Annotated in this window: 18 protein-coding genes; 8 read left to right on the top strand and 10 right to left on the bottom strand. The window is 70.6% G+C overall.

Features of this window, described 5'->3' with window-relative positions:
* The first annotated feature begins 4 nt into the window (after positions 1-4).
* Positions 5-991: an ABC transporter substrate-binding protein gene (locus LIV37_RS48945; protein ID WP_158634998.1), complete on the top strand. Its 987-nt coding sequence runs from the start codon at positions 5-7 to the stop codon at positions 989-991.
* A complete protein-coding gene (locus LIV37_RS48940; protein WP_020874512.1) occupies positions 988-3,183 on the top strand; it encodes an arylsulfatase in 2,196 nt (731 codons plus the stop codon). Before LIV37_RS48945 ends, LIV37_RS48940 begins: the two co-directional genes overlap by 4 nt.
* 22 nt (positions 3,184-3,205) lie before the next feature.
* Here LIV37_RS48940 and LIV37_RS48935 read toward each other — a convergent pair whose 3' ends face one another.
* Entirely contained in the window at positions 3,206-4,357 is a 1,152-nt protein-coding gene (locus tag LIV37_RS48935) for an acyl-CoA dehydrogenase family protein (protein WP_121826474.1), read from the bottom strand.
* 193 nt (positions 4,358-4,550) lie between these two features.
* Here LIV37_RS48935 and LIV37_RS48930 point away from each other — a divergent pair, with 193 nt between their 5' ends.
* A complete protein-coding gene (locus LIV37_RS48930) occupies positions 4,551-5,273 on the top strand; it encodes a TetR family transcriptional regulator (RefSeq protein ID WP_121826697.1) in 723 nt (240 codons plus the stop codon).
* A 92-nt stretch (positions 5,274-5,365) separates the two neighbouring features.
* On the opposite strand, the gene LIV37_RS48925 is transcribed toward LIV37_RS48930, so the two are convergent.
* Both LIV37_RS48925 and icmF read right to left on the bottom strand, forming a co-directional pair.
* Entirely contained in the window at positions 5,366-6,226 is an 861-nt protein-coding gene (locus tag LIV37_RS48925) for a 3-hydroxybutyryl-CoA dehydrogenase (protein ID WP_020874510.1), read from the bottom strand.
* Positions 6,227-6,268: 42 nt separating this feature from the next.
* A complete protein-coding gene (gene icmF / locus LIV37_RS48920; RefSeq protein ID WP_020874509.1) occupies positions 6,269-9,499 on the bottom strand; it encodes a fused isobutyryl-CoA mutase/GTPase IcmF in 3,231 nt (1,076 codons plus the stop codon).
* 199 nt (positions 9,500-9,698) lie between these two features.
* Between icmF and LIV37_RS48915 the strand changes: the two genes are divergently transcribed.
* Complete coding sequence (locus LIV37_RS48915) at positions 9,699-11,099, top strand: WD40 repeat domain-containing protein (protein WP_020874508.1); 1,401 nt, start codon at positions 9,699-9,701, stop codon at positions 11,097-11,099.
* 68 nt (positions 11,100-11,167) lie between these two features.
* On the opposite strand, the gene LIV37_RS48910 is transcribed toward LIV37_RS48915, so the two are convergent.
* Both LIV37_RS48910 and LIV37_RS48905 read right to left on the bottom strand, forming a co-directional pair.
* The gene (locus LIV37_RS48910; RefSeq protein ID WP_020874507.1) at positions 11,168-12,652 is read right to left on the bottom strand and encodes a sensor histidine kinase; all 1,485 of its coding nucleotides are present in this window, start codon (positions 12,650-12,652) and stop codon (positions 11,168-11,170) included.
* A complete protein-coding gene (locus tag LIV37_RS48905) occupies positions 12,649-13,383 on the bottom strand; it encodes a response regulator transcription factor (protein WP_020874506.1) in 735 nt (244 codons plus the stop codon). The genes LIV37_RS48910 and LIV37_RS48905 overlap by 4 nt, the downstream gene beginning before the upstream one ends.
* Positions 13,384-13,531: 148 nt before the next feature.
* On the opposite strand from LIV37_RS48905, the gene LIV37_RS48900 reads away from it, so the two are divergent.
* The 3 genes from LIV37_RS48900 to LIV37_RS48890 are packed head-to-tail and all read left to right on the top strand — an operon-like array spanning position 13,532 to position 16,158.
* Positions 13,532-14,896, top strand: a complete 1,365-nt coding sequence (locus LIV37_RS48900) for a ferredoxin reductase family protein (protein WP_121826477.1) — start codon at positions 13,532-13,534, stop codon at positions 14,894-14,896.
* Between the two features lie 34 nt (positions 14,897-14,930).
* On the top strand, positions 14,931-15,383 hold the full coding sequence (locus LIV37_RS48895) for an FMN-binding protein (protein ID WP_020874503.1): 453 nt from the start codon (positions 14,931-14,933) through the stop codon (positions 15,381-15,383).
* A gap of 43 nt (positions 15,384-15,426) precedes the next feature.
* A complete protein-coding gene (locus LIV37_RS48890) occupies positions 15,427-16,158 on the top strand; it encodes an FAD:protein FMN transferase (RefSeq protein WP_121826478.1) in 732 nt (243 codons plus the stop codon).
* Positions 16,159-16,193: 35 nt separating this feature from the next.
* Here LIV37_RS48890 and LIV37_RS48885 read toward each other — a convergent pair whose 3' ends face one another.
* Complete coding sequence (locus tag LIV37_RS48885) at positions 16,194-18,797, bottom strand: cation-translocating P-type ATPase (RefSeq protein WP_121826698.1); 2,604 nt, start codon at positions 18,795-18,797, stop codon at positions 16,194-16,196.
* 185 nt (positions 18,798-18,982) lie between these two features.
* Between LIV37_RS48885 and LIV37_RS48880 the strand changes: the two genes are divergently transcribed.
* Positions 18,983-19,861: a universal stress protein gene (locus tag LIV37_RS48880; RefSeq protein WP_121826699.1), complete on the top strand. Its 879-nt coding sequence runs from the start codon at positions 18,983-18,985 to the stop codon at positions 19,859-19,861.
* Between the two features lie 22 nt (positions 19,862-19,883).
* Here the strand turns inward: LIV37_RS48880 and LIV37_RS48875 are convergent, their stop codons facing one another.
* The 4 genes from LIV37_RS48875 to LIV37_RS48860 are packed head-to-tail and all read right to left on the bottom strand — an operon-like array spanning position 19,884 to position 25,286.
* Positions 19,884-22,613, bottom strand: a complete 2,730-nt coding sequence (locus LIV37_RS48875) for a bifunctional acetate--CoA ligase family protein/GNAT family N-acetyltransferase (RefSeq protein WP_020874499.1) — start codon at positions 22,611-22,613, stop codon at positions 19,884-19,886.
* Positions 22,610-23,491: a polyphosphate kinase 2 gene (gene ppk2 / locus LIV37_RS48870; RefSeq protein WP_020874498.1), complete on the bottom strand. Its 882-nt coding sequence runs from the start codon at positions 23,489-23,491 to the stop codon at positions 22,610-22,612. Before ppk2 ends, LIV37_RS48875 begins: the two co-directional genes overlap by 4 nt.
* A gap of 36 nt (positions 23,492-23,527) precedes the next feature.
* Positions 23,528-24,406: a universal stress protein gene (locus LIV37_RS48865; RefSeq protein ID WP_121826479.1), complete on the bottom strand. Its 879-nt coding sequence runs from the start codon at positions 24,404-24,406 to the stop codon at positions 23,528-23,530.
* A gap of 28 nt (positions 24,407-24,434) precedes the next feature.
* The gene (locus LIV37_RS48860; protein ID WP_020874496.1) at positions 24,435-25,286 is read right to left on the bottom strand and encodes a universal stress protein; all 852 of its coding nucleotides are present in this window, start codon (positions 25,284-25,286) and stop codon (positions 24,435-24,437) included.
* Positions 25,287-25,294 lie beyond the last annotated feature (8 nt).

Here is a 25,294-nt window from a genome sequence, read left to right as displayed (position 1 = left end):
CCTGGTGTCGCTCGCGGTGCTCTTGATCATTCCCCTCGCGGCTTGCGCCAAGCCCGAAAAGCCGTCCCGAGGCGGGGTGCCCAGCTCGGTCACCATCGGGTACCAGCAGTCCGTGATGTACGTTCCGCTGTTGGTGATGAAGGAGAAGGGCTGGCTCAAAAATCAGTTCCCCAAAACCGACATGAGCTTCACACAGCTTGCCAGCGGCGCGGCGATCCGTGACGGAATGCTGTCCGGCGACATCGACATCGGCATGATCGGGGTGGGGGCGTTCAATGTCGGCCGGGTCAGAGGACTCGACTGGAAGTACATGATGTCGAATGCCGACCTCGACGCCTCGATCATGGTCAAGGATCCCGCGATCACGTCGTTCGAGAAACTCGCCGCCCGCAATCCGAGAATCAGCACGATCGCACCGGACTCCCCCCAGGCCTTCATGGTCAAGCTCGCGGCCAAGAGGAAGCTCGGCGACGGCACCGCGCTCGACGAGCGCTTCGCGACCCTCGACGCCCCCAGCGCCGTGCAGGCGCTCAAGGCGGGCCAGATAGACGCGGACACCGCCACGTCTCCCAGCCTGTACCTCGAGGAGGCTTTCGGCGCTCGGCCAGTCCTCAAATCCTCGGACGTGTTTCCGGCCGGGCTGCTCGGCGTCGGACCCGTGGCGCGTTCGCGCTTCAAGGACAGGAACCAGGTCTTCGCGAAGGGCTTCGTACGTCAGCTCGCACGGGCCGTCCGGTGGGTCGAGGATCACCCCGATGAGGCGCTGAAGCTGGTGAGTGACGAACTCTTCGGGCCGAGCGCCAACCACGACTTGCTCTTGCGCGCCGTCCGTGACCAGCCGTGGACGGTCACTCCCCACGGCGTCGGCGACTACAGCAAGTCCTCGGCGGAACTCGGGCTCACCGAGAAGTCCGCGCCCGAGAATCAGTCCGTGTACGCCGACCTGCTCAAGGTCGCACAGGATGAGTACGGCAAGAAGGGCACCTCATGACAGACCCGGATACCCGTCCCGACATCGTGCTGATCCTGGTGGACGACATGGGCTTCGGCACATCGTCGGCATTCGGAGGACCCTGCCGGATGCCTGCCGCCGAGGCGCTCGCCCAAAATGGCCTGGCCTACAACCAGTTTCATTCGACGGCCCTGTGCTCGCCCACCCGGCAGTCGCTGCTGACCGGCAAGAACCATCATGCCGTGAACATGGGCACCATCACCGACCGTGCCGTGTCGGTTCCGGGTTACTCGTCCATCAGGCCGATCGAAGCCACCCCGATCGCGGAACTCCTGCGCCGCGGGGGTTATCGGACGGCGGCGTTCGGAAAGTGGCACCAGACTCCGGACTGGGAGATCGACCCGGTGACGGGGCCTTTCGACCGGTGGCCGACCGGCGAGGGATTCGACGAGTTCTACGGCTTCGTCGCCGCGGACACCGACCAGTTCCATCCGACCCTCACCCATGGGACCCAGCCGGTCGATCCGCCCGACGTCCCCGACTATCACCTCAGCGAGGACCTCGTCGGACGAACGATCGAGTGGATGCGGACTCCGTCCGACCAACCGGCTTTCGTCTATCTGTCCTTCGGAGCGACACACGCTCCCCATCAGGTTCCTGACTCATGGCTCGATCGGTACCGCGGTGAGTTCGACGACGGTTGGGACGTCACCCGTGAGCGCACACTGGAGCGCCAGAAGGCAGCCGGTGTCGTTCCCGAGCATGCGGACCTGACCGCTCGCCCCGATGACATACCGGCCTGGGACGAGCTCACCGATGACGAGAAGCGGCTGTCCGCACGATTCATGGAGGTCTACGCGGCCTTCGCCGAGCACACCGATGCGCAGGTGGGCCGCCTGGTGGAAAGCCTGCGCGCCTCCGGCCGGCTCGACAACACGCTCATCTTCTACATTCTCGGCGACAACGGTGCCGCGATCGCGGGAGGCGTTCACGGAACGATCAATGAGAACGCCGCGCTCAACGGCATCCGTCCGACACCGGACGAGATGATGGAGAGCATCGACACCATCGGCACGGAGTACGCCTACAACGACTATCCGGTGGGTTGGGCGCATGCCATGAACACACCGTTCCAGTGGACCAAGATGGTCGCGTCACATCTTGGCGGGACCCGGCAAGGGCTCGTCGTGCACTGGCCGAACGGCATCGCAGCCCGTGGCGAACTCCGCTCGCAGTGGCACCATGTGGTCGACGTCACACCGACCCTGATCGACATGCTCGGCCTCGACACGGACATCCCCTCTTTCGACGGTGTGAGCATGCTCCGCACCTTCGAGGCGGACGCGGCCAGTTTCCACCCGCCGCAGTATTTCGAGATGCACGGAAACCGCGCGATCTGGTCGGACGGGTGGTGGGCGTGCGCCAAGCACGCCACACCGTGGAAGGCCCGCGTGGGCCCTTCCGGAAACTTCAAGGACGATGTGTGGGAACTCTACGCTCCGGGTGACTGGAGCCAAGCCCATGACATCGCTGCCGACCATCCGGACAAGCTCGCCGAGATGATCGAGCTCTTCGACAAGCATGCGGTACGAAACAACGTCTACCCACTGGACGACCGCCATCTCGAGCGGTTCCTCCCTGAGCTGGCCGGACGGCCGGACAATCTCCTCGAACATGGAACCGTCGAGCTCGCTCCGACCGCGATCGGACTCGGTGAGGGTACCGCTCCCAACGTCAAGAACAGGTCGTTCCGGCTGGCGGTCGCGCTGTCGGCCGATGACTTCTCACGATGTGACGGGGTGCTCGTCGCGCAGGGTGGGCGTTTCGGCGGCTGGGCCCTGTTCGTCGAGGACGGCGACCTTGTGTACTGCCACAACTTCGTGGGCCTCGAGCGGACCCTCGTGCGGGCCTGCTCCGCCCTGCGCGGACCCCGTCACGAAGTTGCGCTCGACATGAGGTACATGGGGAAGGGGTACGGCGGCCCGGCGGAAGCCGTCCTGAGCGTTGACGGCGCGGAGGCCGCCCGAGGCCGGATAGAACGGACAGTGCCCTTCCTCTTCTCGCTCTCCGACGGCATGGACGTCGGGTCCGACCACGGCACGCCTGTCGTCGAGACCTACCGCAGGCCCTACGGTGTCTTCTCCGGTGAGATTCGCTCAGTCCGCTTCGACCTGCTGGACGGACTGGAGGTTCCGTACGAGGCGGCGGCCGAGATCCACGCCGTCGAGTAGACCACCGGCCGCTGCTGCCTCGCTACGGGAGATTGCGGGCCATGACGATCCGCTGAACCTGATTCGTCCCCTCGTAGATCTGCGTGATCTTGGCGTCACGCATCATGCGCTCGACTGGGTAGTCGCGGGTGTAGCCGTAGCCGCCCAGCAGTTGGACGGCGTCCGTGGTGATCGCCATGGCGGCATCCGAGGCGTAGCACTTGGCCGCGGCCCCGTAGAAGGTGAGGTCGGAGTCGACGCGCTCGGACTTGGCGGCAGCGGCGTAGGTGAGCTGCCGGGCGGCCTCCAGCTTCATCGCCATGTCGGCGAGCATGAACTGCACGCCCTGGAAGTCGCCGATCGGCTTGCCGAACTGCTTGCGCTCCTGGACGTAGCCCTTGGCGTAGTCGAGCGCGCCCTGGGCGATGCCGAGGGCCTGGGCGGCGATGGTGATCCGGGTGTGGTCGAGGGTCTTCATGGCGGTGGCGAAGCCGGTGCCCTCGGCGCCGATCATCCGGTCGGCGGGGATGCGGACGTTGTCGAGGTAGACCTCGCGGGTCGGGGAGCCCTTGATGCCGAGCTTCTTCTCCGGGGCGCCGAAGGAGACGCCCGGGTCGGACTTCTCGACGACGAAGGCGGAGATGCCCTTGGAGCGCTTCTCGGGGTCCGTGACGGCCATCACCGTGTAGTACTCGGAGACCCCGGCGTTGGTGATCCAGCGCTTGACGCCGTTGAGCACGTAGAAGTCGCCGTCGCGGACCGCCTTGGTCTTCATCCCGGCCGCGTCCGAGCCCGCGTCCGGCTCGGAGAGACAGTACGAGAACATCGCGTCGCCCTTGGCGAGCGGGGCCAGGTACCGCTTCTTCAGCTCCTCGGAGCCGGAGAGGATCACCGGCAGCGAACCCAGCTTGTTGACCGCGGGGATCAGGGAGGAGGAGGCGCAGACCCGGGAGACCTCCTCGATGACGATCACGGTGGCCAGCGCGTCCGCGCCCGAACCGCCGTAGGACTCGGGGACGTGCACCGCATGCAGATCGGCGGCGACCAGTGCCTTGAGGGCCTCAGCCGGGAAGCGGCTCTGTTCGTCCACCTCGGCGGCGTATGGCGCGATCTTCGTCTCGGCGAGCGAGCGTATCGACGTGCGGAGCATCTCGTGCTCCTCCGACGGCCGGTAGAGGTCGAAATCCTGATTCATGGCAGGGGACACCTCGGTTTCCGCCCCTGTCACGGGCCCGGCAGGGGCATGAAGGAAGTCAGCTTGGGCCCAGACGATGATACTCAGTACCTTAATTATGCACACTGAGTTCCATGAACCCGCCTGTCCAGAGATCACGGCGACCGAGTTCACCGGCCGGGGGGCGATGGGAGGCGGTGTTATGTTCCCCAACATGAGCGAGGCACAGGAAAGCGGCCCGGCAGTCAGCGGCAGGCGCCCGAAGCGGGACGCCCTGGTCGCCGCGGCATTCGAGCTCTTCACCACCCATGGATTCGAGCAGACCACGGTCGATGACATCGTCCGGCTCGCGGGCGTGGGCAGGAGTTCCTTCTTCCGCTACTTCCCCTCCAAGGAGGACGTGGTCTTCCCCGACCACGAAGGCTGCCTGGCGGAGATGACCGCCTTCCTGCAGGAGGGGAGTAGCGAGGAAGACCCAGTGATCAAGGTCTGCGATGCCGCGCGCCTCGTCATGCGGATGTACGCGGACAACCCCGCCTTCGCCGTGCAGAGATACCGGCTGACCAAGAGCGTTCCAGGGCTCCGTCATCACGAGTTGTCCGTGGTGTGGCGATACGAACGCACCCTCGCCGACTACCTGCGGCGACGCTTCGCGCACAGACCCGACGGAACGCTGCGCGCCGATGTGATCGCCGCCTCCGTGGTGGCCGCCCACAACAACGCGCTGCGCGCCTGGCTCCGCTCCGGCGGGCAGGAGCATCCCGCAGCCCACATGGATGAGGCTCTGGAGTTCGTCCGGCGCTCCTGGGGGCCGGAGGGCCAGACCACGGGGCCCGACGAGGAGGAAACCGACGACGTTGTCGTCCTGATCGCCAAGCGCAAGGCGCCGATGTGGCGTGTCGTCCGCGAGATCGAGTCCACTCTCGACGATCGCTGACTCCGCGCCGCCCGCCCGGTCCCGGAGGCCGCGAAACTCAGCTCCTTCGCCCGTGATACTGAGTTCCATATCTACGGCTGACCCGCGTTGCCTCAGCCGTCGTAGGTGTAGAAGCCACGGCCGCTCTTGCGGCCGAGGTGACCTGCCGCGACCATGCGGCGCAGCAGGGCGGGAGGGGCGTACAGGGGTTCCTTGAACTCCTCGTACATCGACTCGGCCACCGCCTGGGCGGTGTCGAGGCCGATGAGGTCGAGGAGTCGGAGCGGTCCCATGGGGTGAGCGCAGCCGAGTTCCATGCCCCGGTCGATGTCGTCCGGCCGTGCCGAGCCCGATTCCACCATGCGCACCGCGCTCAGCAGGTAGGGCACGAGGAGGGCGTTGACGACGAAGCCGGAGCGGTCGGCTGCCTGGATGGCCTGCTTGCCGAGCCGCTGGACGACGTCGCGGGTGCGCTGCACGGTCTCCTGGCTGGTGGTGAGGGCGGGGATGACCTCGACCAGCTGCTGCACGGGCACCGGGTTGAAGAAGTGCATGCCGATGAGCTGGGCGGGCCGTTCCGTGGCGACGGCGAGGTCGACGATGGGAATCGAGGAGGTGTTGGTGGCCAGGATCGCCGCCGGGTCCTCCACGACCTTGTCCAGGGCGCGCAGGACGTCGGTCTTGATGTCGCGGTTCTCGGCGACGGCCTCGATGACGAACTGGCGGTCGGCCAGGTCGCTGAGGTCGTGGCTGAAGGAAAGCCGGGCGAGGGCCTGGTCCCGCTGCTCCTCGCCGAGCTTGCCGCGCCGTACGCCCTCGTCGAGGGAGGCGGTCAGGCGGCGGCGGCCCGCCTCGACGGCGTCCGGGGTGGCTTCGGCGACACGGACATCGATGCCGTGGCGGGCGGCGACTTCGGCGATGCCGGAGCCCATGAGGCCACAGCCGACGACGCCGAGACGGGTAACGGGATCCATCTTGAGGTCCTATCCGGTGCGTAAGTGGTGTGCCTGGGCTGGTCAGACGTTGCGGCGGTACTGGCCGCCGACCTCGAAGAAGGCATCGGTGATCTGCTGCAGCGAGCAGACCCGGGCGGCGTCCATGAGGACGGCGAAGACATTGCGGTCACTCACGGCCGCGTCCTTGAGGGCGGCCAGTGCGGCGTGGGCCGTCTCGTGGTGGCGGGCCTGGAAATCCCGTACGCGCGAAAGCTGGGACTTCTTCTCCTCCTCGGTCGCGCGCGCCAGCTCGATCGCGTCGGGTTCGGCGGTGTCCGCGTGCGGGTTGCGGAAGGTGTTGACGCCGATGACCGGGAGGGTGCCGTCGTGCTTGCGCTGCTCGTACAGCATCGACTCGTCCTGGATACGGCCGCGCTGGTAGCCGGTCTCCATGGCGCCGAGCACACCGCCGCGCTCGCTGATCCGCTCGAACTCCGTGAGTACGGCCTCCTCCACCAGGTCGGTGAGCTCGTCGATGATGAACGACCCCTGCAGGGGGTTCTCGTTCATCGCCAGACCCCACTCCCGGTTGATGATCAGCTGGATGGCCAGGGCCCGGCGGACCGAGTCCTCGGTGGGGGTGGTGACCGCCTCGTCGTAGGCGTTGGTGTGCAGGCTGTTGCAGTTGTCGTAGATCGCGATGAGCGCCTGCAAGGTGGTGCGGATGTCGTTGAAGTCCATCTCCTGGGCGTGCAGCGAGCGGCCGGAGGTCTGGACGTGGTACTTCAGTTTCTGGCTGCGCTCGTTCGCGCCGTACTTCTCCTTCATCGCCACGGCCCAGATGCGGCGGGCGACCCGGCCGAGGACGGAGTACTCGGGGTCCATGCCATTGGAGAAGAAGAACGACAGGTTCGGGGAGAAGTCGTCGATGTGCATGCCCCGGGCGAGGTACGCCTCGACGTAGGTGAAGCCGTTGGCCAGGGTGAAGGCCAGCTGGCTGATGGGGTTCGCGCCGGCTTCGGCGATGTGATAGCCGGAGATGGACACCGAGTAGAAGTTGCGAACCTTGTGGGCGATGAACCACTCCTGGATGTCGGCCATCATCCGCAGAGAGAACTCGGTGGAGAACAGGCAGGTGTTCTGGCCCTGGTCCTCCTTGAGGATGTCGGCCTGCACCGTGCCGCGCACGCTTCCCAGGGCGTGTGCACGGAGTTCGGCCATCTCCTCGGGCGACGGTTCGCGGCCCTCGGTCTCCCGGAACCGGTCGATCTGCTGGTCGATGGCGGTGTTGAGGAAGAAGGCCAGGATGGTCGGCGCGGGTCCGTTGATCGTCATGGAGACCGAGGTGGTGGGCGCGACGAGGTCAAAGCCGTCGTAGAGCGCCTTCATGTCCTCAAGCGTGGCCACCGAGACGCCGGAGGTGCCGACCTTGCCGTAGTTGTCGGGGCGTTCGTCGGGGTCGCGGCCGTAGAGGGTGACGGAGTCGAACGCGGTGGACAGGCGGGTGGCCGGCTGGCCCTCGGAGAGCAGCTTGAAGCGCCGGTTGGTGCGGAACGGGCCGCCCTCGCCGGCGAACATCCGCGCCGGGTCCTCGTTGTCGCGCTTGAAGGGGAACACCCCGGCGGTGAAGGGGAAGTGGCCGGGCAGGTTCTCCCCGCGCCAGAACCGCACCAGTTCCCCGTGGTCGGTGAAGCGGGGCAGGGCGACCCGGGGGATCTTGTTGCCCGACAAGGACTCGCGGGTCAGTTTGGTGCGGATCTCCTTGTCCCGGATCTTCACGACCTGCTCATCGCCGGAGTAGGAGGCGATGACGGCGGGCCAGTTCCCGATCTGCTCCGTGATGCCGTACGGGAGCTGCCTGCGGGCGTCCTCGAGCAGCGACCGCACGTTCCCGGCATCGGAGCCCGCCTCGACGAGCTCGGCCGTGACCGCCTCCAGACGCTGCACGCGCCGTGCCGCTTCGACCAGTTGACCGGTCTCGGCGTGGTACCCGTGGACCGTCTCGCTGATCTCGGCGAGATAGCGCGCCCGCTCCGCGGGAACCACCTGCCGGATGCCGGAGGAGTGGCGCACGTCGACCGGCGCCAGGGTGCCCTCGGCCAGCGGCAGACCCTTCTCGGCCAGGGCGGTCTTCAGATGCTGGTGGAGCGCGGTGACGCCGTCGTCGTTGAACGTGGCCGCCGAGGAGCCGTACACCGGCATGTCCTCGGGCCGCATGGCGAATGCCTCGCGGTTGCGGACCAGCTGGCGGCCCACGTCGCGCAGCGCGTCCTTGGCGCCGCGCCGCTCGAACTTGTTGATCGCCACGACGTCGGCGAAGTCGAGCATGTCGATCTTCTCCAGCTGCGAGGCGGCGCCGAACTCGGGCGTCATCACGTACAGCGAGGTGTCGACGAACGGCACGATCGCCGCGTCGCCCTGGCCGATGCCCGGCGTCTCCACGACCACCAGGTCGAACCCGGCGGCCTTCACCACATCGATCACGTCGGACAGGTGCTCGGGCAGCTCACGGCTGCCGCGGGTGGCCAGACTCCGGAAGAACACCCGGTTGCCGTCGAGGGAGTTCATGCGGATGCGGTCGCCGAGCAGCGCCCCTCCCCCGCGGCGGCGGGTCGGGTCGACGGCGATCACCGCGATCCGCAGCTTGTCCTGCTGATCGACGCGGAAGCGGCGCACCAGCTCATCGGTGAGCGACGACTTGCCCGAACCGCCGGTGCCGGTGATGCCGAGCACCGGGGTGACCCGCGCCCCGGCCGCGGCGCGCAACTGCTCCAGGAAGTCCTGCGGCAGCCGACCGAGTTCGGCGCCGGTGATGGCGCGGGCGATCGCGAACCGGTCACCCGCCAGCACGGCGGCGACATCAGCCGGTTGCCGATCCCAGAGATCGAAGTCACAGTCCTTCACCACCGAGTTGACCATCCCGGCCAGGCCCATCCGCTGCCCGTCCTCCGGGGAGAAGATGGTCACTCCGCTGCCGCGCAGCCGGTCGATCTCCTCGGGCACGATCACACCGCCCCCACCGCCCACGACACGGACGTGCTCCGCGCCCTGCTCGCGCAGCGACTCCACCAGGTACTCGAAGTACTCAACATGGCCGCCCTGGTAGGACGAGACCGCGACACCGTGCGCGTCCTCCTCCAGCGCGGCCTCCACGACCTCCCGCACCGACCGGTTGTGACCGAGGTGGATCACCTCCGCGCCCTGGGACTGGAAGATCCGCCGCATAATGTTGATCGACGCGTCATGCCCGTCGAACAGCGCCGAAGCGGTAACCAGGCGGACGGGGTGCACGGGACGGTGCAGATCGCTCATGAGGGCCTTCCAGACAGGTCAGAGGCGCCGACTTAAGAGATACTAGGACGTCCTAGTAAATTACTGGAAGCGGGGAGAGTGTGAAGAGGAGCACAGAGGCAGTGCGAGTGATCCCGCTCCTCAGGTGTTTCCAGAAGGAGCGCTGTCAGACCCCTCTGGAAGTATCAGGGGCGCCACGACATCCAGAGGGGGACGACGAATGTCGACCGACATGTACGGCGTACGGGTTCTTGCCGTGGACCCGGATGAGCTCCGCGCCCGGTTGAAGGTGTTCGTCGTCTACTACGACGTCGGCTCGCGCACACACATCCCGCTGCCGAACGAGGAGCCCAACACCTTCCTGCACTTCCTCTGGGAGGCCGCGTCCGGCTATCTGGGCGACGGCGACGACCGCACGGGTCCGCTCGGGCGCGCCGTGAGCACCAGCCGGCTCCTCGACTATGAATGGGCCGATACCAACGCCCGCCGGTTCATCTCCCGGGTCGAGCGTGTGGAGCTCCGCAACGACCCGCTCACGGACGACCAGTGGGCGGACATGCACGACTTCTACTACGAGCGCGACGGGGCCTGGAAGGACGAGGACCTGCTGATCCAGGCCGAGTACGAGATCCGGGTCACCGACCGCAAGTGGCTGGAGCCGCTGAGTGTGGGCGACGGCTGGGGCTCGGCGGCCTTTCCGCTCAACGGCGACAGCTGGACGGCCGAGGACTCCCCGCACATACCCGATCTGGCCCGGCCGGCCGTCACCCTGCGGCCGTTCGAGACCACCACCGGCAGCGTCAAGTACGACCACGTCAACGGGATGGACTTCTCCGACGACGGCAAGTATCTGGCCGTGTGCAGCGATCAGGGGCGGGTGTGGGTCTACGACACCGCCGACTGGAGCGAGGTGGTGCACACCCACGCCGGTGACTGGATCGTGCCGCTGATGACGTGGGTGCCGGGCGGTCACGTCCTCGTGGTCAAGGGCTACAGCACCGGCGACGGACCGGAGGAGCGGAATCAGTGGGCCTACGACGTCGACCGGCGGGCGGAGACCGAGGCTCCCTTCCAGCTCGGGCATCTGCGCTCACGCGACGGCGCGTACCGGATCAGCCGGAACCGTGCGGGCGAGGGCGGCTTCGACCTGCATGGCGACGAGCGTGAGCCCTTCCGCCGCGTCTCCCACGCCGGTGAGTGGGACCCGATCCAGTGCACGGCCTTCTCCGGCGACTCGTCGCGGCTCTTCCTCGGCGCGCAGCAGAACCTCTATGTCGTCGACGCGGCGACCGGCGAGGTGACCGACAAGGTCGACGATGCCTCGGAACGGCTGTTCACCCTCGCTTCGAACGAGGACGGCAGCTATCTGGCCGTCGGCAGCTTCAGCCGCAAGCTGGGCTACCTGGACTTCCGTGAGAGGCGCCCGCACGAACTGTGCGTGTGGCGGATGGCCGACAAGAAGATCATCCTTGGCCGCCAGATGCGTACCTACGTCGACGCCCTCAGCTGGTCCCCGGACAACCGCTGGCTCGCCGCCGCCCTGGAGCCCCTCTCCGACGAGGGCTTCCACCGCGGGATGGCCGAGCTGGCCATCTTCCCGATGGGTCCGGTGGACGACTGAGGAGGGGCCCTCGCAGGGCCTTCGCCGACCGCGACCCGCGAAGGCCGCGTTCAGCCCGTTCGGCCCGTTCAGCCCGTTCGGCCCGGATCGGACGCCGCGGTACGGCAGGGGAGCCGGGCCCGGAAGGCGGTGGCGCCCGGCCCGCTGGTCAGTGTGATCGTGCCGCCGTGCGCAGCGACCACGGCCCGCACGATCGCCAGCCCCAGTCCCGTTCCGCCGGCCACCCGCGAGCGGCCGGGATCGGCGCGCGCGAACCGCTCGAACACCTCGCTCCGGAGTGCGTCCGGGACGCCAGGCCCGTCGTCCGCCACCGTCAGCTCGGCGGCGCCGTCCGCCACGGCGAGCCTGACCGTGACCCGGGTGCCGGGTGGGGTGTGGGTGCGGGCGTTGGTGAGCAGGTTGCCCACGACCTGCTGGAGACGGTGTGCGTCGCCGAGGACCGTCACCGGTTCCTCGGCCAGCTCCAGCGTCCAGCGGTGGTCCGGCCCGGCGGCCCGTGCGTCGCCCGTCGCGTCCAGCACCAGCCGGGTCAGATCGACCGGTCGCCGGGCCAGTGGCCGTCCCGCGTCGAGCCGGGCGAGCAGCAGCAGATCGTCCACCAGCGTGGACATCCGCTCCGACTCGGCCTGGATCCGCTCCAGGGCGTGCCGCACGTCATCCGGCACCGGGCCCGGATGGCGCAGCGCCAGCTCGGCGTGGCCGCGGACGGAGGCCACCGGCGTTCGCAGCTCATGGCTGGCGTCGGCGGCGAAGTGCCGCAGCCGCTCCTCGCTCGCCTGGCGACGGGCCAGCGCGTCCCCGACGTGCCCGAGCATGCGGTTGAGCGCGGTGCCCACCTGGCCCACCTCGGTGCGCGGATCGGTGTCCGGCACCGGCGGCGGCATGGCCACCTCACCACTGGCCAGCGGCAGCTCGGCCACCCCGGCGGCGGTCGTGGTCACCCGTCGCAGGGGGCGCAGCGACAGCCGTACCCACAGCGCCCCGGCCACCCCGGTGGCCAGCAGCGCGCTGCCGAACACCACGCTCTCCACGATCTCCAGCCGGTGCACGGTCTCCTCCACCGGACGCAGCGGCAGCCCGGTGACCAGGACATCCCCGTCGTCTCCGTGGACCGCGACCACGCGGTAGCCGCCGAGCGCGGACAGACGCACACTGTGGCCGTCGCCGTCCGCGGGCAGCCCCGCCAGGACCCGCCGGTCGGCGCCGGTCAGCGGTACGGCGGAGTCCGTCTGGTCGCGCACCACCGCCGCGTCGGTCGTCGTGCCGCGCAGCAGCCGGGCGCCGAAGGTGCGGTCCGACTGGCCGCGGGTGTCGGGCGCGTTGTCGGCATCGGGGTGCCGCTCACCGTGTTCCAGGCTGGCCGGGAACCGGCCTCCGGCCGCCGTGAGCTGCTGGTCCAGCCGCCGCACCAGGAACCCCTCCAGGGCGAACACCGTGGTCAGCCCCACCGCCAGACTCGCCACCGCCAGCAGCACCACCAGCCCCGCGGTCAGCCGGGCACGCAGCGTACGGGGCGGCCGCCACGACAGCCCCCTGGTGAGCGGCCGCCTCATGAAGGCTCCGTCTTCAGCACGTAGCCGACCCCGCGCACCGTGTGGATCAGCGGCGCCTGCCCCGCGTCGATCTTCTTGCGCAGATAGCTGATGTACAGCTCGACCACATGGGCCTGACCACCGAAGTCGTAGCTCCACACCCGATCCAGGATCTGCGCCTTGGACAGCACCCGCCGGGGGTTGCGCATCAGGAACCGCAGCAGCTCGAACTCGGTGCGGGACAGTTCCACCGCCACACCCCCGCGCGTCACCTCCCGCGCCTGCTCGTCCATCACCAGGTCCGCGACCACCAGCCGGTCGTCGCCCGGCTCCCGCGCCATCCCGGCCCGGCGCAGCAGTCCGCGCAGCCGGGCCAGCACCTCCTCCAGGCTGAACGGCTTGGTCACATAGTCGTCGCCGCCCGCCGTGATGCCCGCTATCCGGTCCTCCACCGCGTCGCGCGCGGTCAGGAACAGCACGCACACATCCGGCAGCTCCGCCCGCATCGCGCGCAGCACCGCAAGTCCGTCGGTGTCCGGCAGCATCCAGTCGAGCACCACCGCGTCCGGGCGGAACGCCCGCGCGGCGTCCAGCGCGGACGCGCCGTCGGCGGCGGTACGGACCTCCCAGCCCTCGTAAGCCAGCGCACCCGACAGCACCTCGGTCAGGTCGGGTTCGTCGTCGACGACGAGGACGCGGACCCGGGTCCCGTCAGGTCGCAGCAGAAAACGGCCGGTGGAGTGCGTATCCATGATGCGTCCAGCATCTCTCGCGGTGCGCGGTGCCGAGACCCGCCCTTCCTCTGAGTTTCCTCTGAATCCGAAGGCGTCCGCCCGGGTTCAGAGGGTCCTCAGAGCTTCGCGGGCGACGCTGACCTGGCACATCACCGAGAGGACCCCCATGACCAGCACGACGCCGCCGGCCCCGGCCAGGACCCGCCCGTCCCGGTCGGCACCGCGCCCGCCCAGCCCCGTCCCGGTGCTCGCACACGTGATGGTCTGGGGCGGGGCCGCCACTGTCCTGGCGCTGTGGTGGAACGACACCCCCTCGGTCGTCGGCGCCGCCGGCTGGTTGACCGGCGCCGGACGGATCACCGGGCTGCTCGCCGGTTACGCCTGCGCGATCCTCCTGCTGCTGATGGCGCGCGTACCGCTGCTGGACCGCGCCATCGGCACCGACCGGCTGGCCCGCTGGCACGCCCTGGGCGGCCGCTACACGATCTCGCTGGCCTGCGCCCATGTCCTGCTGATCATCTGGGGGTACGCGCTGGAATCGCACACCGGGGTGGTGCACCAGACCACCACCCTGGTCCTCCACTACCCCGACCTGCTCAAGGGGACGATCGGCTTCCTGCTGTTCCTGATCACCGCGATCGTGTCCGCGCGCGCCGTGCGCCGTCGCATCCCCTACGAGACCTGGCACCTGTTGCACTTCGCGACCTACCTCGCGGTCTTCCTGGCCTTCGGGCACCAGCTCTCCGACGGGGCCGACTTCGCCGGAGACCGCCCCGCCCAGCTGGCCTGGTACGCCCTCTACATCGCCGTGGCGGCGCTGCTGGGGTGGTACCGGTTCGCCGTCCCGGTGCGCCGGGCGCTGCGCCACCGGCTGTACGTCTCCGAGGTCCGGCCGGAGGCTCCGGGTGTCGTATCGGTCTATCTGTCGGGCAGCGGACTGGCGGAGCTGCGCGCGGAGCCCGGCCAGTTCTTCCGGTGGCGGTTTCTGACCCGGGGCATGTGGTGGGCCGCCAATCCCTACTCCCTGTCGGCCGCTCCGCACCCCGCGTATCTGCGGATCACGGTCAAGGCGTCCGGTGGCCACAGTGCGGCCCTCGCCCGTCTCCGACCCGGCACCCGGGTATTCGCGGAGGGTCCGTACGGGGCCTTCACCGCACGCCGCCGCCGCGCCCGCAAGACCCTCCTGCTGGGTGGCGGCGTCGGGATCACCCCGCTGCGGGCCCTCTTCGAGACGCTGCCCGGTGAGGTGATCCTCGTCTACCGGGCCCGGCGCCCCGAGGACCTGGCCCTCCGTGGCGAGCTCGACGCGCTCGCCGCCGCGCGCGGGGCGGCCGTCCATTACGTCGTCGACGAGCCGGCCGCCTACTCCTCTCCGCTGACCGCTGGGGCACTGCGCGCTCTGGTGCCCGACATCGCCGAACGGGACGTCTACCTGTGCGGACCGCCGGGCATGACGGAGGCCGCGCTGTGCGCCCTGCGCGAGGCGGGGGTGCGGCGCCGCCGTGTCCACCACGAGTCGTTCGCGCTCTGAGTCCGATCCGCGCCACGTCCGAAGGAGATCCACCGTGCGCAAGGCCGCCGTGACCACCGTCTCGACCGTGGCGGGAGTGATCCTGCTGCTGTCGCTCAAACCGCACCAGAACCCGGCCCCGGACATGACGGCATCGCCACCCTCCTCCGGGACACCGGGAGCGTCACCGTCCCCCGCGCCGACTGGGCACAGGCCCACGGGTGGCGGCGCCTCCGGCACGTACACCGGCAGCGTGATCAATACCTCGTACGGACCGGTCCAGGTGTCCGTCACGCTCTCCCACGGCAGGATCACCGCCGTCAGGGCGCTCCGGACACCATCCGACCGCCCCCGCTCCCAGCAGATCGCCGCCGACGCCGTGCCCCGGCTGACGCAGGAGGCGCTGAGCGCCCAGAGCGCGCACATCGACGCGGTCTCCGGTGCCACCTACACCAGCGAGGGGTACGCCAGGTCCCTGCAGAGCGCGCTGGACAGAGCTGGTGTCTGAGGCGTCCGCCGCCGTGCGCGGAACGCGCCACGTCGAGCACGCCATGGGCACGGTGTTCTCCTTCGACCTCCGCGATCCGGTCACCCCGCCCGTCCGCCGGGCCCTGAAGGAGGCCGTGGCCTGGCTGCACCACGTGGACGAGGTCTTCTCCACCTACCGCCCCGGCAGCGTGATCAGCCGCCTGGGTCGGGGCGAGCCGGTCCCGGAGCGGTGCGCGCCGGAGGTGGCCGAGGTGTTCGCGCTGTGCGAGGAGGTGGCGCACACCACCGGCGGCTGGTTCAGCCACACCCCCGGCGGCCGGCTCGACCCCTCCGGGATGGTCAAGGGCTGGGCGATCGAGCGGGCGTCACGGACGCTGTACGAGGCGGGGGCGCACAACACCTGCGTCAACGGCGGCAGCGACGTTCAGCTGCGCGGCGCGGCCGCTCCCGGCACACCCTGGCGGATCGGCATCGCCCACCCGACCCGCCCCGGGGAGCTGGCCGCCGTGGTCACCGGCCGCGATCTGGCCGTCGCCACCTCGGGAACGGCCGAGCGCGGCGCGCATGTGGTGGACCCGCACACCGGCGAGCCCGCCACCGCCCTGGCCTCTCTCACGCTGACCGGCCGCGGCCTCACCCGGACCGACGCCTACGCCACGGCCGCGTTCGCCATGGGCGCCGGGGCCCGTGACTGGGTCGAGGCACTGGACGGCCACGAGGGCCTGGGGATCACCACGGCGGGCGAAATCTGGCGCACCCCAGGCTTTCCCCGGGCCACCGGCGCCGGGCCGTGAGGCCGCGCCGCCACCCCGGCCGTCGGCCGGTTCAGTCATGCCGGGCCGGGCGCCGAGCGGGTGCGGGGCGGGCGAGACGGGAAGAGCCCTCGTTGTACACGCATGACGATGTGCCCCAGGCCGGAGAGCGCACCGGCGATCGCGAGGTCGACCAGGGGAAGTGGTTCCGTGCCCAACAGAGCGCGCAGGGGTGGGAGATAGACGCCCGCCACTTGCAGGGCCAGGGCCGTCCCCACAGCCAGCAGCAGGAACGGGTTGGCGAGGCTGCCGGGGCGGGCGCGGGAGCCCAGAGCGACACCGAGTTGGGTGGCGCCGAGGACCAGGAACGTCACGGACTGCCAGGGGCGTCCGGCCTCCCGGGCCCAGACCGCCGCGACCAGGGTGACACCGGCGACGAAGACCCCCATGGCCAGGAGCCGCGGCCAGAGTCCGGCGCCCAGGACGCTCTGCTCGGGCGGGCGTGGTGGGTGGCGCATCACCCCCGGCTCGACGGGTTCGGCTCCGAGTGCCACACCGGGGAGGCCGTGGGTGAGCAGGTTGATCCACAGGATCTGGGCGGGGAGCAGTGGCAGGGGCATGCCGAGGAACGGGCCGACGAGCATGACCAGGATTTCCGCCGTTCCTCCGGCGAGAGCGTAGAGCAGGAACCGCCGCACGTTGGCATAGACGCGGCGGCCCTCCTCGACGGCGGCGACGACGGTGGCCAGGTTGTCGTCGGCGAGCACCAGGTCGGCCGCCTGGCGGGCCACTTCGGTGCCGCGTCGGCCCATGGCCACGCCGATGTCCGCGCGGCGCAGCGCGGGGCCGTCGTTGACGCCGTCGCCGGTCATCGCCACCACATGCCCCGCCGCGCGCCACGCCTGGACGATGTCCAGCTTCTGCTCGGGCGTGGTCCGGGCGTAGACGCGCGAGGCGGTCAGCGGACCCGCGGTGCCCTGACGGATGCGTTCACCTGTGGTGACCTCGTCCTCCCGGGCCACGATGCCCGCACGCGCGGCCACCGCCCGTGCCGTGAGGGGGTGGTCGCCGGTGATGAGGACCGGGGCGATACCGGCCTGTTGGCACGCTGTGACGGTGGTTCGGGAGGTGTCGCGGGGCGGGTCGAGGATGCCGACCAGGCCGAGCAGTGAAAGCTCCGATTCCCAGGCGTCGGAGCTCTCGGGCCGCCTCTCGTCGTGGTCGGCCGAGGCGATGGCGAGGACTCGGTATCCGTCGCGGGCCAGTGTCTCGGCCTGGGCGGCGGCCCGGGTCCGCGTGTCCGGGGGATCGATGAGGACCGGCGGCCGGAGCATGACCTCGGGGGCTCCCTTGCACATGACCCGCAGTCCGCCGCCGTGGGGCGCGCGGTGCACCGTCGTCATGCGCTTGCGTGCGCTGTCGAAGGGGATCTCGTCGACCCGTGGCAGTTCGCGTTCCAGCGCGAGCCGGTCCAGGCCCAGCCTGGCTCCGGCCGCGAGCAGGGCCGCCTCGGTGGGGTCGCCCATCGCACGCCACCGTCCGTCAGCGTCCGGAGGAGGCTCCAGCGCTGCGTCGTTGCACAGCATCGAGGCGCGCAGCAGCGCGGCCAGGTCCGGGGCGTCGCTCACGGTCACCGGTTGGCCGTCGCGTACGACGTGGCCTTCGGGGCCGTAGCCGATGCCGCTGACAGTGGCCTCGCCCTGTGGCGTCCATAGCCTCTCCGCGGCCATCCGGCCCTCGGTCAGGGTGCCCGTCTTGTCGGTGGCGAGCACCGTGACCGAGCCCAGGGTCTCCACCGCGGGCAGCCGCCGGACGATGGCGTGTCGCTCCGCCATCCGCCGCGCCCCCAGGGCCAGGGCGAGGGTGACCACGGCGGGCAGGGACTCGGGTACGGCCGCGACGGCGAGGCTGATCGCGGCCACGACCATCAGCTCGACGGGCTGTCCGCGGACCAGTCCCAAGGCGAGCACCACCGCGCACAGCGCGACGGTGACGGCCGCCAGCACCCGGCCGAACCGGGCCAGCCGGCGCTGCAGCGGGGTCAGTCCGGACGCGGTTCCCATCAGCGCGGCGATCCGGCCGAGCGCGCTGGCCGGGCCGGTCCCGGTGATCCGGACCCGTCCGCGGCCGCGGACGACCACCGTGCCCGCTGACACCGTGGACGGCGGCCGGTCCGCGTCGGCGGCCTTCTCCACCGGGACGGACTCGCCCGTCAGCGCCGACTCGTCGAGCAGGAGCAGGGCCGCGTCGACGACCTCACCGTCAGCGGGCACGATGTCCCCCTCGCCCAGCAGGACCAGGTCTCCCGGCACCACGTCGGCAGCCGGTACGGAACACTCCCCGCCGTCGCGCACCACCCGGGCGGTGGGCGCGCTGAGGGCCGTCAGGGCGGCCACGGCCCGTTCCGCCCGTACCTCCTGGACGACGCCGGCCACGGTGTTCACCGTGATGACGAGCAGGATCACCGAGGCGTCGGGCAGGTCTCCCGTGGCCAGGGTCAGCACGGCGGCTACGAGCAACACCACGATCAGCGGGTCGCGCAACTGCTGCAACACACGGCGCCACACCGGAGTACGCCGTTCCCGGGCCACGACATTGGCCCCGTGCTCCTCCAGCCGCCGCGCCGCTTCCTCCCGCGACAGACCCGCGGCGAAGCGCCCGGCGCGGCGAGGGGTCGGCATGCCTTCATCGTGTGGCCGATGTTCCGGGATCGCATCCGGCGCCCGCGGGACCGGGCGATGGGGACCGAAGCCGACCAGCTCCGCCATCAGAACGGATTGGTCCAAGCGACGAAGCGGGGCGGTGTGTGCGTGGCCACGGGGTACCCGAGGCGGACGAGTCGACCGGAGGAAAGGCGGTGGGGATGATGGCGCTCCCGCTGGTCGTGGGTGTCGATGGATCGGAGTCCAGCCTGGATGCCGTGGACTGGGCCGTGGACGAGGCGGCACGCCATGAGCTCCCCTTGCACCTGGTCAATGCCTCCCGATGGGAACGGTATGAGGGCCGCCTGCCCTCGTTCGGCACCGACCGTCCCACTGGCGATGTGGCGGCCGAGAACATCGTCGCCGCCTGCGCGGAACGCGCGACGTTGCGCAACCCTGACGTGAAGGTGTCCGCCGAGGTCCTGGCCGAGGACACCGTGATGGCGCTGCTGGAGCAGAGTCGTGAGGCGTTCGCCGTGGTCACCGGGTCCCGTGGCAGGGGCGCGGTCGCGGGAGCGCTTCTGGGGTCGGTCAGTCTGGCGGTGGCGGCACGCGCCGTCTCCCCCGTGGCCGTGGTCCGAGGCGGGGAGAAGAACCGCGCGGGCGCCCTCCGGCGCGTCGTCCTCGCGGTCGGCGACCTGGTGGAGGGGTCGGCGGCCGTCCGGTTCGCCTTCCGCGAGGCGCGGTCGCGGGAGGCCGCACTGCACGCCGTACGCTCCTGGCTGCGCCCCGCACACCCCCGCGCAGGTCAGTCGCCGCTGGAGCGTGAAGCGAGCGGCCTGATCTACGAGGAGCAGGCGGCGGGCGTCCTCAGCGAAGTTCTGGAACAGGCCGAACGCGAGCACGAGGGCATCACGGTCCATCGCGAAGTCATCGAAGGACCGGCGCACCGGGTCCTGCTGGACGTGTCCGAGCAGGCCGACCTGCTGGTCGTCGGCGCCCTCCGGCGCCGTGACCACACCGGGCTGCAGCTCGGCCGGGTCAGCCACGCCGTACTCCACCGCTCCGCATGCCCGGTCGTGATCGTGCCCCAGCGAGTGTGAGCGCGCACGCCACCACGCTCGCTCAGGTCCGCCACTGCCGGGCAGCACGGAGTCGCCGCAGGTAGGGGTCGTGGGCGTGGCGTGGCAGGAGGCGCAGCCGAACGTCCAGGGCGACGACTCCGTCGGGCCGGGCCACTACCGGGTTGAGGTCGGTCTCGGCGAGCTGAGGCAGGTCACAGGCCATCCGGGACAGCCTCAGCAGCAGCTGTTCCAGTCCCTCCAGGTCCACGGCCTCGCCGCCCCGGTAGCCGAAGAGCAGCGGGGCGCAGCGCGGAGCGGTGAGGAGGCTGTGGACATCGCGGTCGGTGAGCGGGGCGAGCCTCGCGGCGTGGTCGGCGAGAAGCTCGGTGGCGGTGCCGCCGAGGCCGAAGAGCACCAGGGGGCCGAACACCTCGTCCTGGACGACGCCCGCGAACAGCTCGACACCCCGGCGCGCCATGGGCTGGAGGAACGCACCGGTCATACGGTCCCCGAAGCGCGCCCGCAGGTCCCGATAGGCGTGGCGCACCTGGTCCGGTCCCTCCAGGTCGAGCCGCAGCGCTCCCAGGTCGCTCTTGTGCACCAGCCCGGGCCAGTACGCCTTGACGGCCACCCGGCCGCGCTCGTCCGCCACCAGGTGCCGTGCGGCCGCCACGGCGGTGTCCTCGTCCTCGGCCCAGGCCCAGGGCAGCTGGGGGACGCGGTAGCGGTCGAGCAGGGCCGCGCAGTCACGGGGGTCGGGCCACCCTCCGTCGGGGTGACGGGTGAGAAACTCCGCCACGACGGCCGTGGCACCGGCGGGGTCGATGCCCGACAGCGGTGGCACGCTGCCCGGCGGTTCGGCGCGCCAGCGCGCGTAGCGGGCGGCAGGGGCCAGTGCACGGGCGGCGGACTGCGGCTCGGAATAGGCGGGGACGGGGCGGTCGTCGCCGCTCACGAGGAACCGTACGGGCACCTCCTGGTCGAGGAGGACCGCGGCCACCGGGCAGGGGTGCCGGCCCGGGGAGCCGGTGAGGGCCAGCAACGGGTCGTCCCGCGTTCCGGTGGCCAGGGCCGTGGGCACGAGCACCACCAGCACGGCGTCCACGGTTGCGTGCGCCGCCAGCAGGTCTACACAGGAGCGCATCCGGTCGGCGCTGACGGCGGCCGTGGTGTCCACGGGGTTGCCGGTGGCGGCGCCGGGTGGCAGGACAGCCCGCAGTTCACCGGCCGGACCGGGGTCCAGCGCGGGAACGGTGAGTCCGGCGTCGACGCAGGCGTCAGCCGCGAGCACACCGGCACCTCCCGCGTTGCTCACCACCGCGACGCGGAGGCCCGCGGGCAGCGGCTGGGCGTGCAACAGGGCCGTGGTGTCGACCAGTTCGGCGATACTCCGGGTGGCGATGATGCCCGCCTGGGTGAACAGGGCACCGCGGGTCATGGTGGGGGTGGCCGCGGCGGCGGTGTGCGAGGCGGCCGCGCGCCGCCCGGCCTCCGAGCGGCCCGCGTCCACGGTGAGCACGGGCATGGTGCGGGCGACACGACGCGCGGTGCGGGAGAAGGCCCGCGGATTCCCGAAGGACTCCAGGTGGAGCACGGCGAGCCGGGTGCGCGTATCCGCCTCCCACCACTGGAGCATGTCATTGCCACTGACGTCGTACTTGTCGCCCAGCGACACGAAACTGGACACGCCGACGCCGAGCCGGCCGAACCGCTCGAGCAGCGCGATGCCGACCCCTCCGGACTGCACGGCGACCCCCGCGCACCCCGGCAGCGGAGGATGCGCGGCGAACGTGGCGTTCAGGCGCGCCTCGTCTGCCGTATCGGCGATCCCCAGGCAGTTGGGGCCCACCAGCCGCATCCCGTGGCGGCGGCAGCAGGTGAACAGCGCCTCCGCCTGACCGGTGTCAAGCCCCGCCGTCAGGACGACCAGCGCCCCCACACCCGCCGTACCGCACTGCCCGGCTACATCGGCCACGGCGGGCGCCGGTACGGCGAGCACGACGAGATCCGGTACGAGCGGGAGAGCCGCCACGGAGGGGAACGCCGGTGTCCCCTCGATGACCCGGGCGTGCGGATTGACCGCGTACAGCGCCCCGGTGAAGCCACCGGACCGCACGTTCCTCAGCGCGGCCCGCCCGACCGATCCGGGCCGCCGGCCCGCCCCCGCGACGGCCACCGAGCGTGGCAGCAGCAGTGGCCGCAGGCTGGCCACATCGGCGATCCGGCCCCGTCGGTCCACCGCCGCCAGGTAGTGCTCGTCCTCCTCCAGGTGCACGATGCAGTGGACGTCGGTGCCGTCGAAGTGGCGGGAAGTGCGCAGCCCCAGATCGGCGAAGACCTTCAGGACCTGGTGATTCTCGGCGAGCGCTTCGGCGGTGAAGCCGGAGATGCCCGCCTCCCGGGCCGCGTGGACCAGGTGTTCCAGCAGCAGTGTGCCGATGCCCTGCCCGTGGCGGCCCTCGGCGACGGCCAGGGCGATGTCGGCGGACACCGGTTCGCCTGGTGCCAAGGGCAGCACCGTGTACTCGGCCACCCCCACCACCCGGCCACCGGCCAGCGCGAGGAGCGCACGGTAACCTCGGTGTCCCGGCGCGCAGATGCGGTCCGCCGCCTCCTGTGCGTAGCGCGGGTTGACGGCGAAGAACCGCAGCCGCATGGCCTCGGGAGACATCTCCCGATGCATCCGCAGGACCGCGTCCCGGTCCCGCGGCAGCGCGGGGCGTATCTCGACGGTGGAGCCGTCGGCGAGCAGGGCGTGGACGGTCCCGGGACGGTATGTGGTGTCCGTCATCCGTGGCCCCTTCCCTCGGCCGTGTCCGCGTCGGGCGCCGGCCCACGGCCCGGTGCCCGGAGCGAGGCCGCGTGGTCGGGCACGAAGGTCTGCAGGTGCTTGGGCGGCCGCTGGTAGCCGGTGGGCGCGGGGCGGCGCGGCAGACGCAATTCGGGGAGCCGGACGTCGCCGTACGGAACGGTCGACAGCAGATGGGCGATCATGTTGATCCGGGCGGCGCGCTTGTCGTCGCTCTCGACGACGTACCACGGAGCCTCCGAGGTATCGGTGCACGCGAACATCTCGTCCTTGGCGCGGGAGTACGCCTCCCAGCGGGTGATGGACTCCAGGTCCATCGCGGAGATCTTCCAGCGCCGCGTGGGATCGCTCAGGCGCCGGCGGAACCGTCGCTCCTGCTCGGCGTCGATCACCGAGAACCAGTACTTGCGCAGCAGGATCCCGTCCTCGACCAGCATCCGCTCGAAGAGAGGGCACTGGTGGAGGAAACGCTGGTGCTCCTCATCGGTGCAGAATCCCATGACGCGTTCGACGCCGGCCCGGTTGTACCAGCTGCGGTCGAAGAGCACGATCTCTCCCGCGGCCGGGAACTGCTCGACATAGCGCTGGAAGTACCACTGGGTGCGTTCGCGGTCCGTGGGCACGGGCAGGGCGACGGTGCGTACGACACGCGGGTTGAGGCGTGCGGTGACCCGTTTGATCGCGCCGCCCTTCCCCGCCGCGTCCCGCCCCTCGAAGACCACCACGACGCGCTGTCCCTCGGCCCGCACCCACTCCTGGAGCTTCACCAACTCGATCTGCAGACGGCGCAGCTCCTTCTCGTACGGGGCACGCGGCAGTCGTACTGGTTCACTCTCACCCGGCGGTGTGTGGCGCGCCATGGGTTCTCCCTTCCGGGCCCGCTGAGGCACGTGGCGTCAGGGGTCGTGGGGCACGACAGCGATGGGGCACGCGGCGTGGTGGAGGAGCGCGTGAGCGACATGGCCGAGGCGTGGGCCCACGGCGGGCCGGTGGGCGGGGCGGCCAACCACCATCAACCCGGCCTGCGCAGCCGCCCCCAGCAGGACCTCGGTGGCGTGGCCGTGTTCGACCCGCTCGGTCACCGGGACATCATGATACTTCTCCCGCCACAGTCCAACGGCTTCCGCCAACCGCTGCCGCTCCCGTTCGCCAGCGTCGGTGCCTCGCGTCTCGTCGAGAAGCCGCCGGGACCGTGGACCGTGGGCGAACACGGGCACTGGCGCCCAGGCCCGTACGGCGCGCACTCCCGTTCCATGTGCCGCGGCGGTGGCGAAGGCGAACTCGATCGGCGCGGCCGACTCCGGCGGATCCTGGATGCCGACGACAACATCGCCGGTGCCAAGCCCGGCCCGCTTCCTTCCGTACCTCCGCACCATCACGACGGGACTCGTGGACAACGCAAGCACATGCAGGCCGACGGACCCGAGCAAAAAGCCCCCCACAGCACCACGCCCGTGTGAGCCGAGCACCAGCATCTCCGAGTCCGCGCCCCGGGCCACCAGGGCCTCGACGGCCGTCTCGGAGACCAGTTCGGTAGAGACTGGCACCCCGGAGTAGTCGGCCAGCAGACGCGCCTTGGCGTACTCCAGGGCCTCCTGCGCCCAGAGTTTGCGCATCTCAGGTGCTTGGGCGGTACGAGCTGTCTGCGGCGGCAGCATCCAGGCGTGGATCAGCCGCAGCGGAGCCCGACGGCACTGAGCCTCCCGTGCCGCCCAGTCGGCGGCGGCCAGGCTTTCGGGTGACCCGTCCACGCCTGCGGTGATGGGATGACTCATGGTGATCTCCGAGGACGGCCGCGTCCCGTCATTCGTGGGGGACGACGGCGACCGGGCAGCTCGCGTGGTGCACCGCCGCCTGCACCACGGCCCCCAGGCGTGGCCCCAGCGCGGGCGGGTGCTTCCGCCGTCCGACCATCAGCAGATCGCTGTCGGCCGCGGCCCGGACGACGGCCCGGGCCGGGCTTTCCAGCCGGACCTCGTCGACGACCCGTACCCGGGGGAACTTCTCCCGCCACGGCCGCAGTACTTCGTCCAGCTCCTGTCGCGCCCGCTCCACGGTGTCCCGGGCCGTGTCATCGCCCCCGGTGGGGGTGTGGGTCCGGTCGGGTTTTCGGCCGTGGACGGCGTGCAGTGGCACATCGCGGGTGAACGCGGTGGCGTAGGCGAACTCCAGGAGGTTGTCCTGGGGGCCGTGCAGGCTCAGGCCCACGACCACCCGCCGCGGGTGTTCTCGTGCTCCCTGTCCCGCGCGCATCAGTATCACCGGGCGCTCGGCGCGGGCGATGGTGTGCAGTCCGATGTCGCCGAGGAAGAAGCTGGCCACCCGGTCCAGCCCGCGCGATCCGAGCACCAGCATGCGGGAGTGCGCCGCCGCGTCGAGCAGGGCTGTCTCGGGCTCGTCCGCGACCAAGTCCTCGGTGATGGTGAGTTTCGGATGGTCACGGGCCAGCTCGGTGTGCGCGTCGTGCATGATCCGCTTCGGCCAGTAGTTCTGGTCGTCCGCCGCGGGGCTGTCGGGTGTGGGCGGGCACAGCAGGATCCAGGCGTGTGTCAGGCGCAGCGCCAGCTCACGCCGCTCCGCCTCGTCGGCGGCCCAGTGCGCGGCGGCCAGGCTCTCGGGCGAGCCGTCGAGACCAACGGTGACCACTTGTTCCATGGCAGTGC

This window comes from Streptomyces rapamycinicus NRRL 5491, from assembly GCF_024298965.1.
GTDB classification, from domain to species: Bacteria; Actinomycetota; Actinomycetes; order Streptomycetales; family Streptomycetaceae; genus Streptomyces; species Streptomyces rapamycinicus.
Note: the sequence above shows the minus strand (reverse complement) of the source record. Positions and strands in the feature narration are given on the sequence as shown.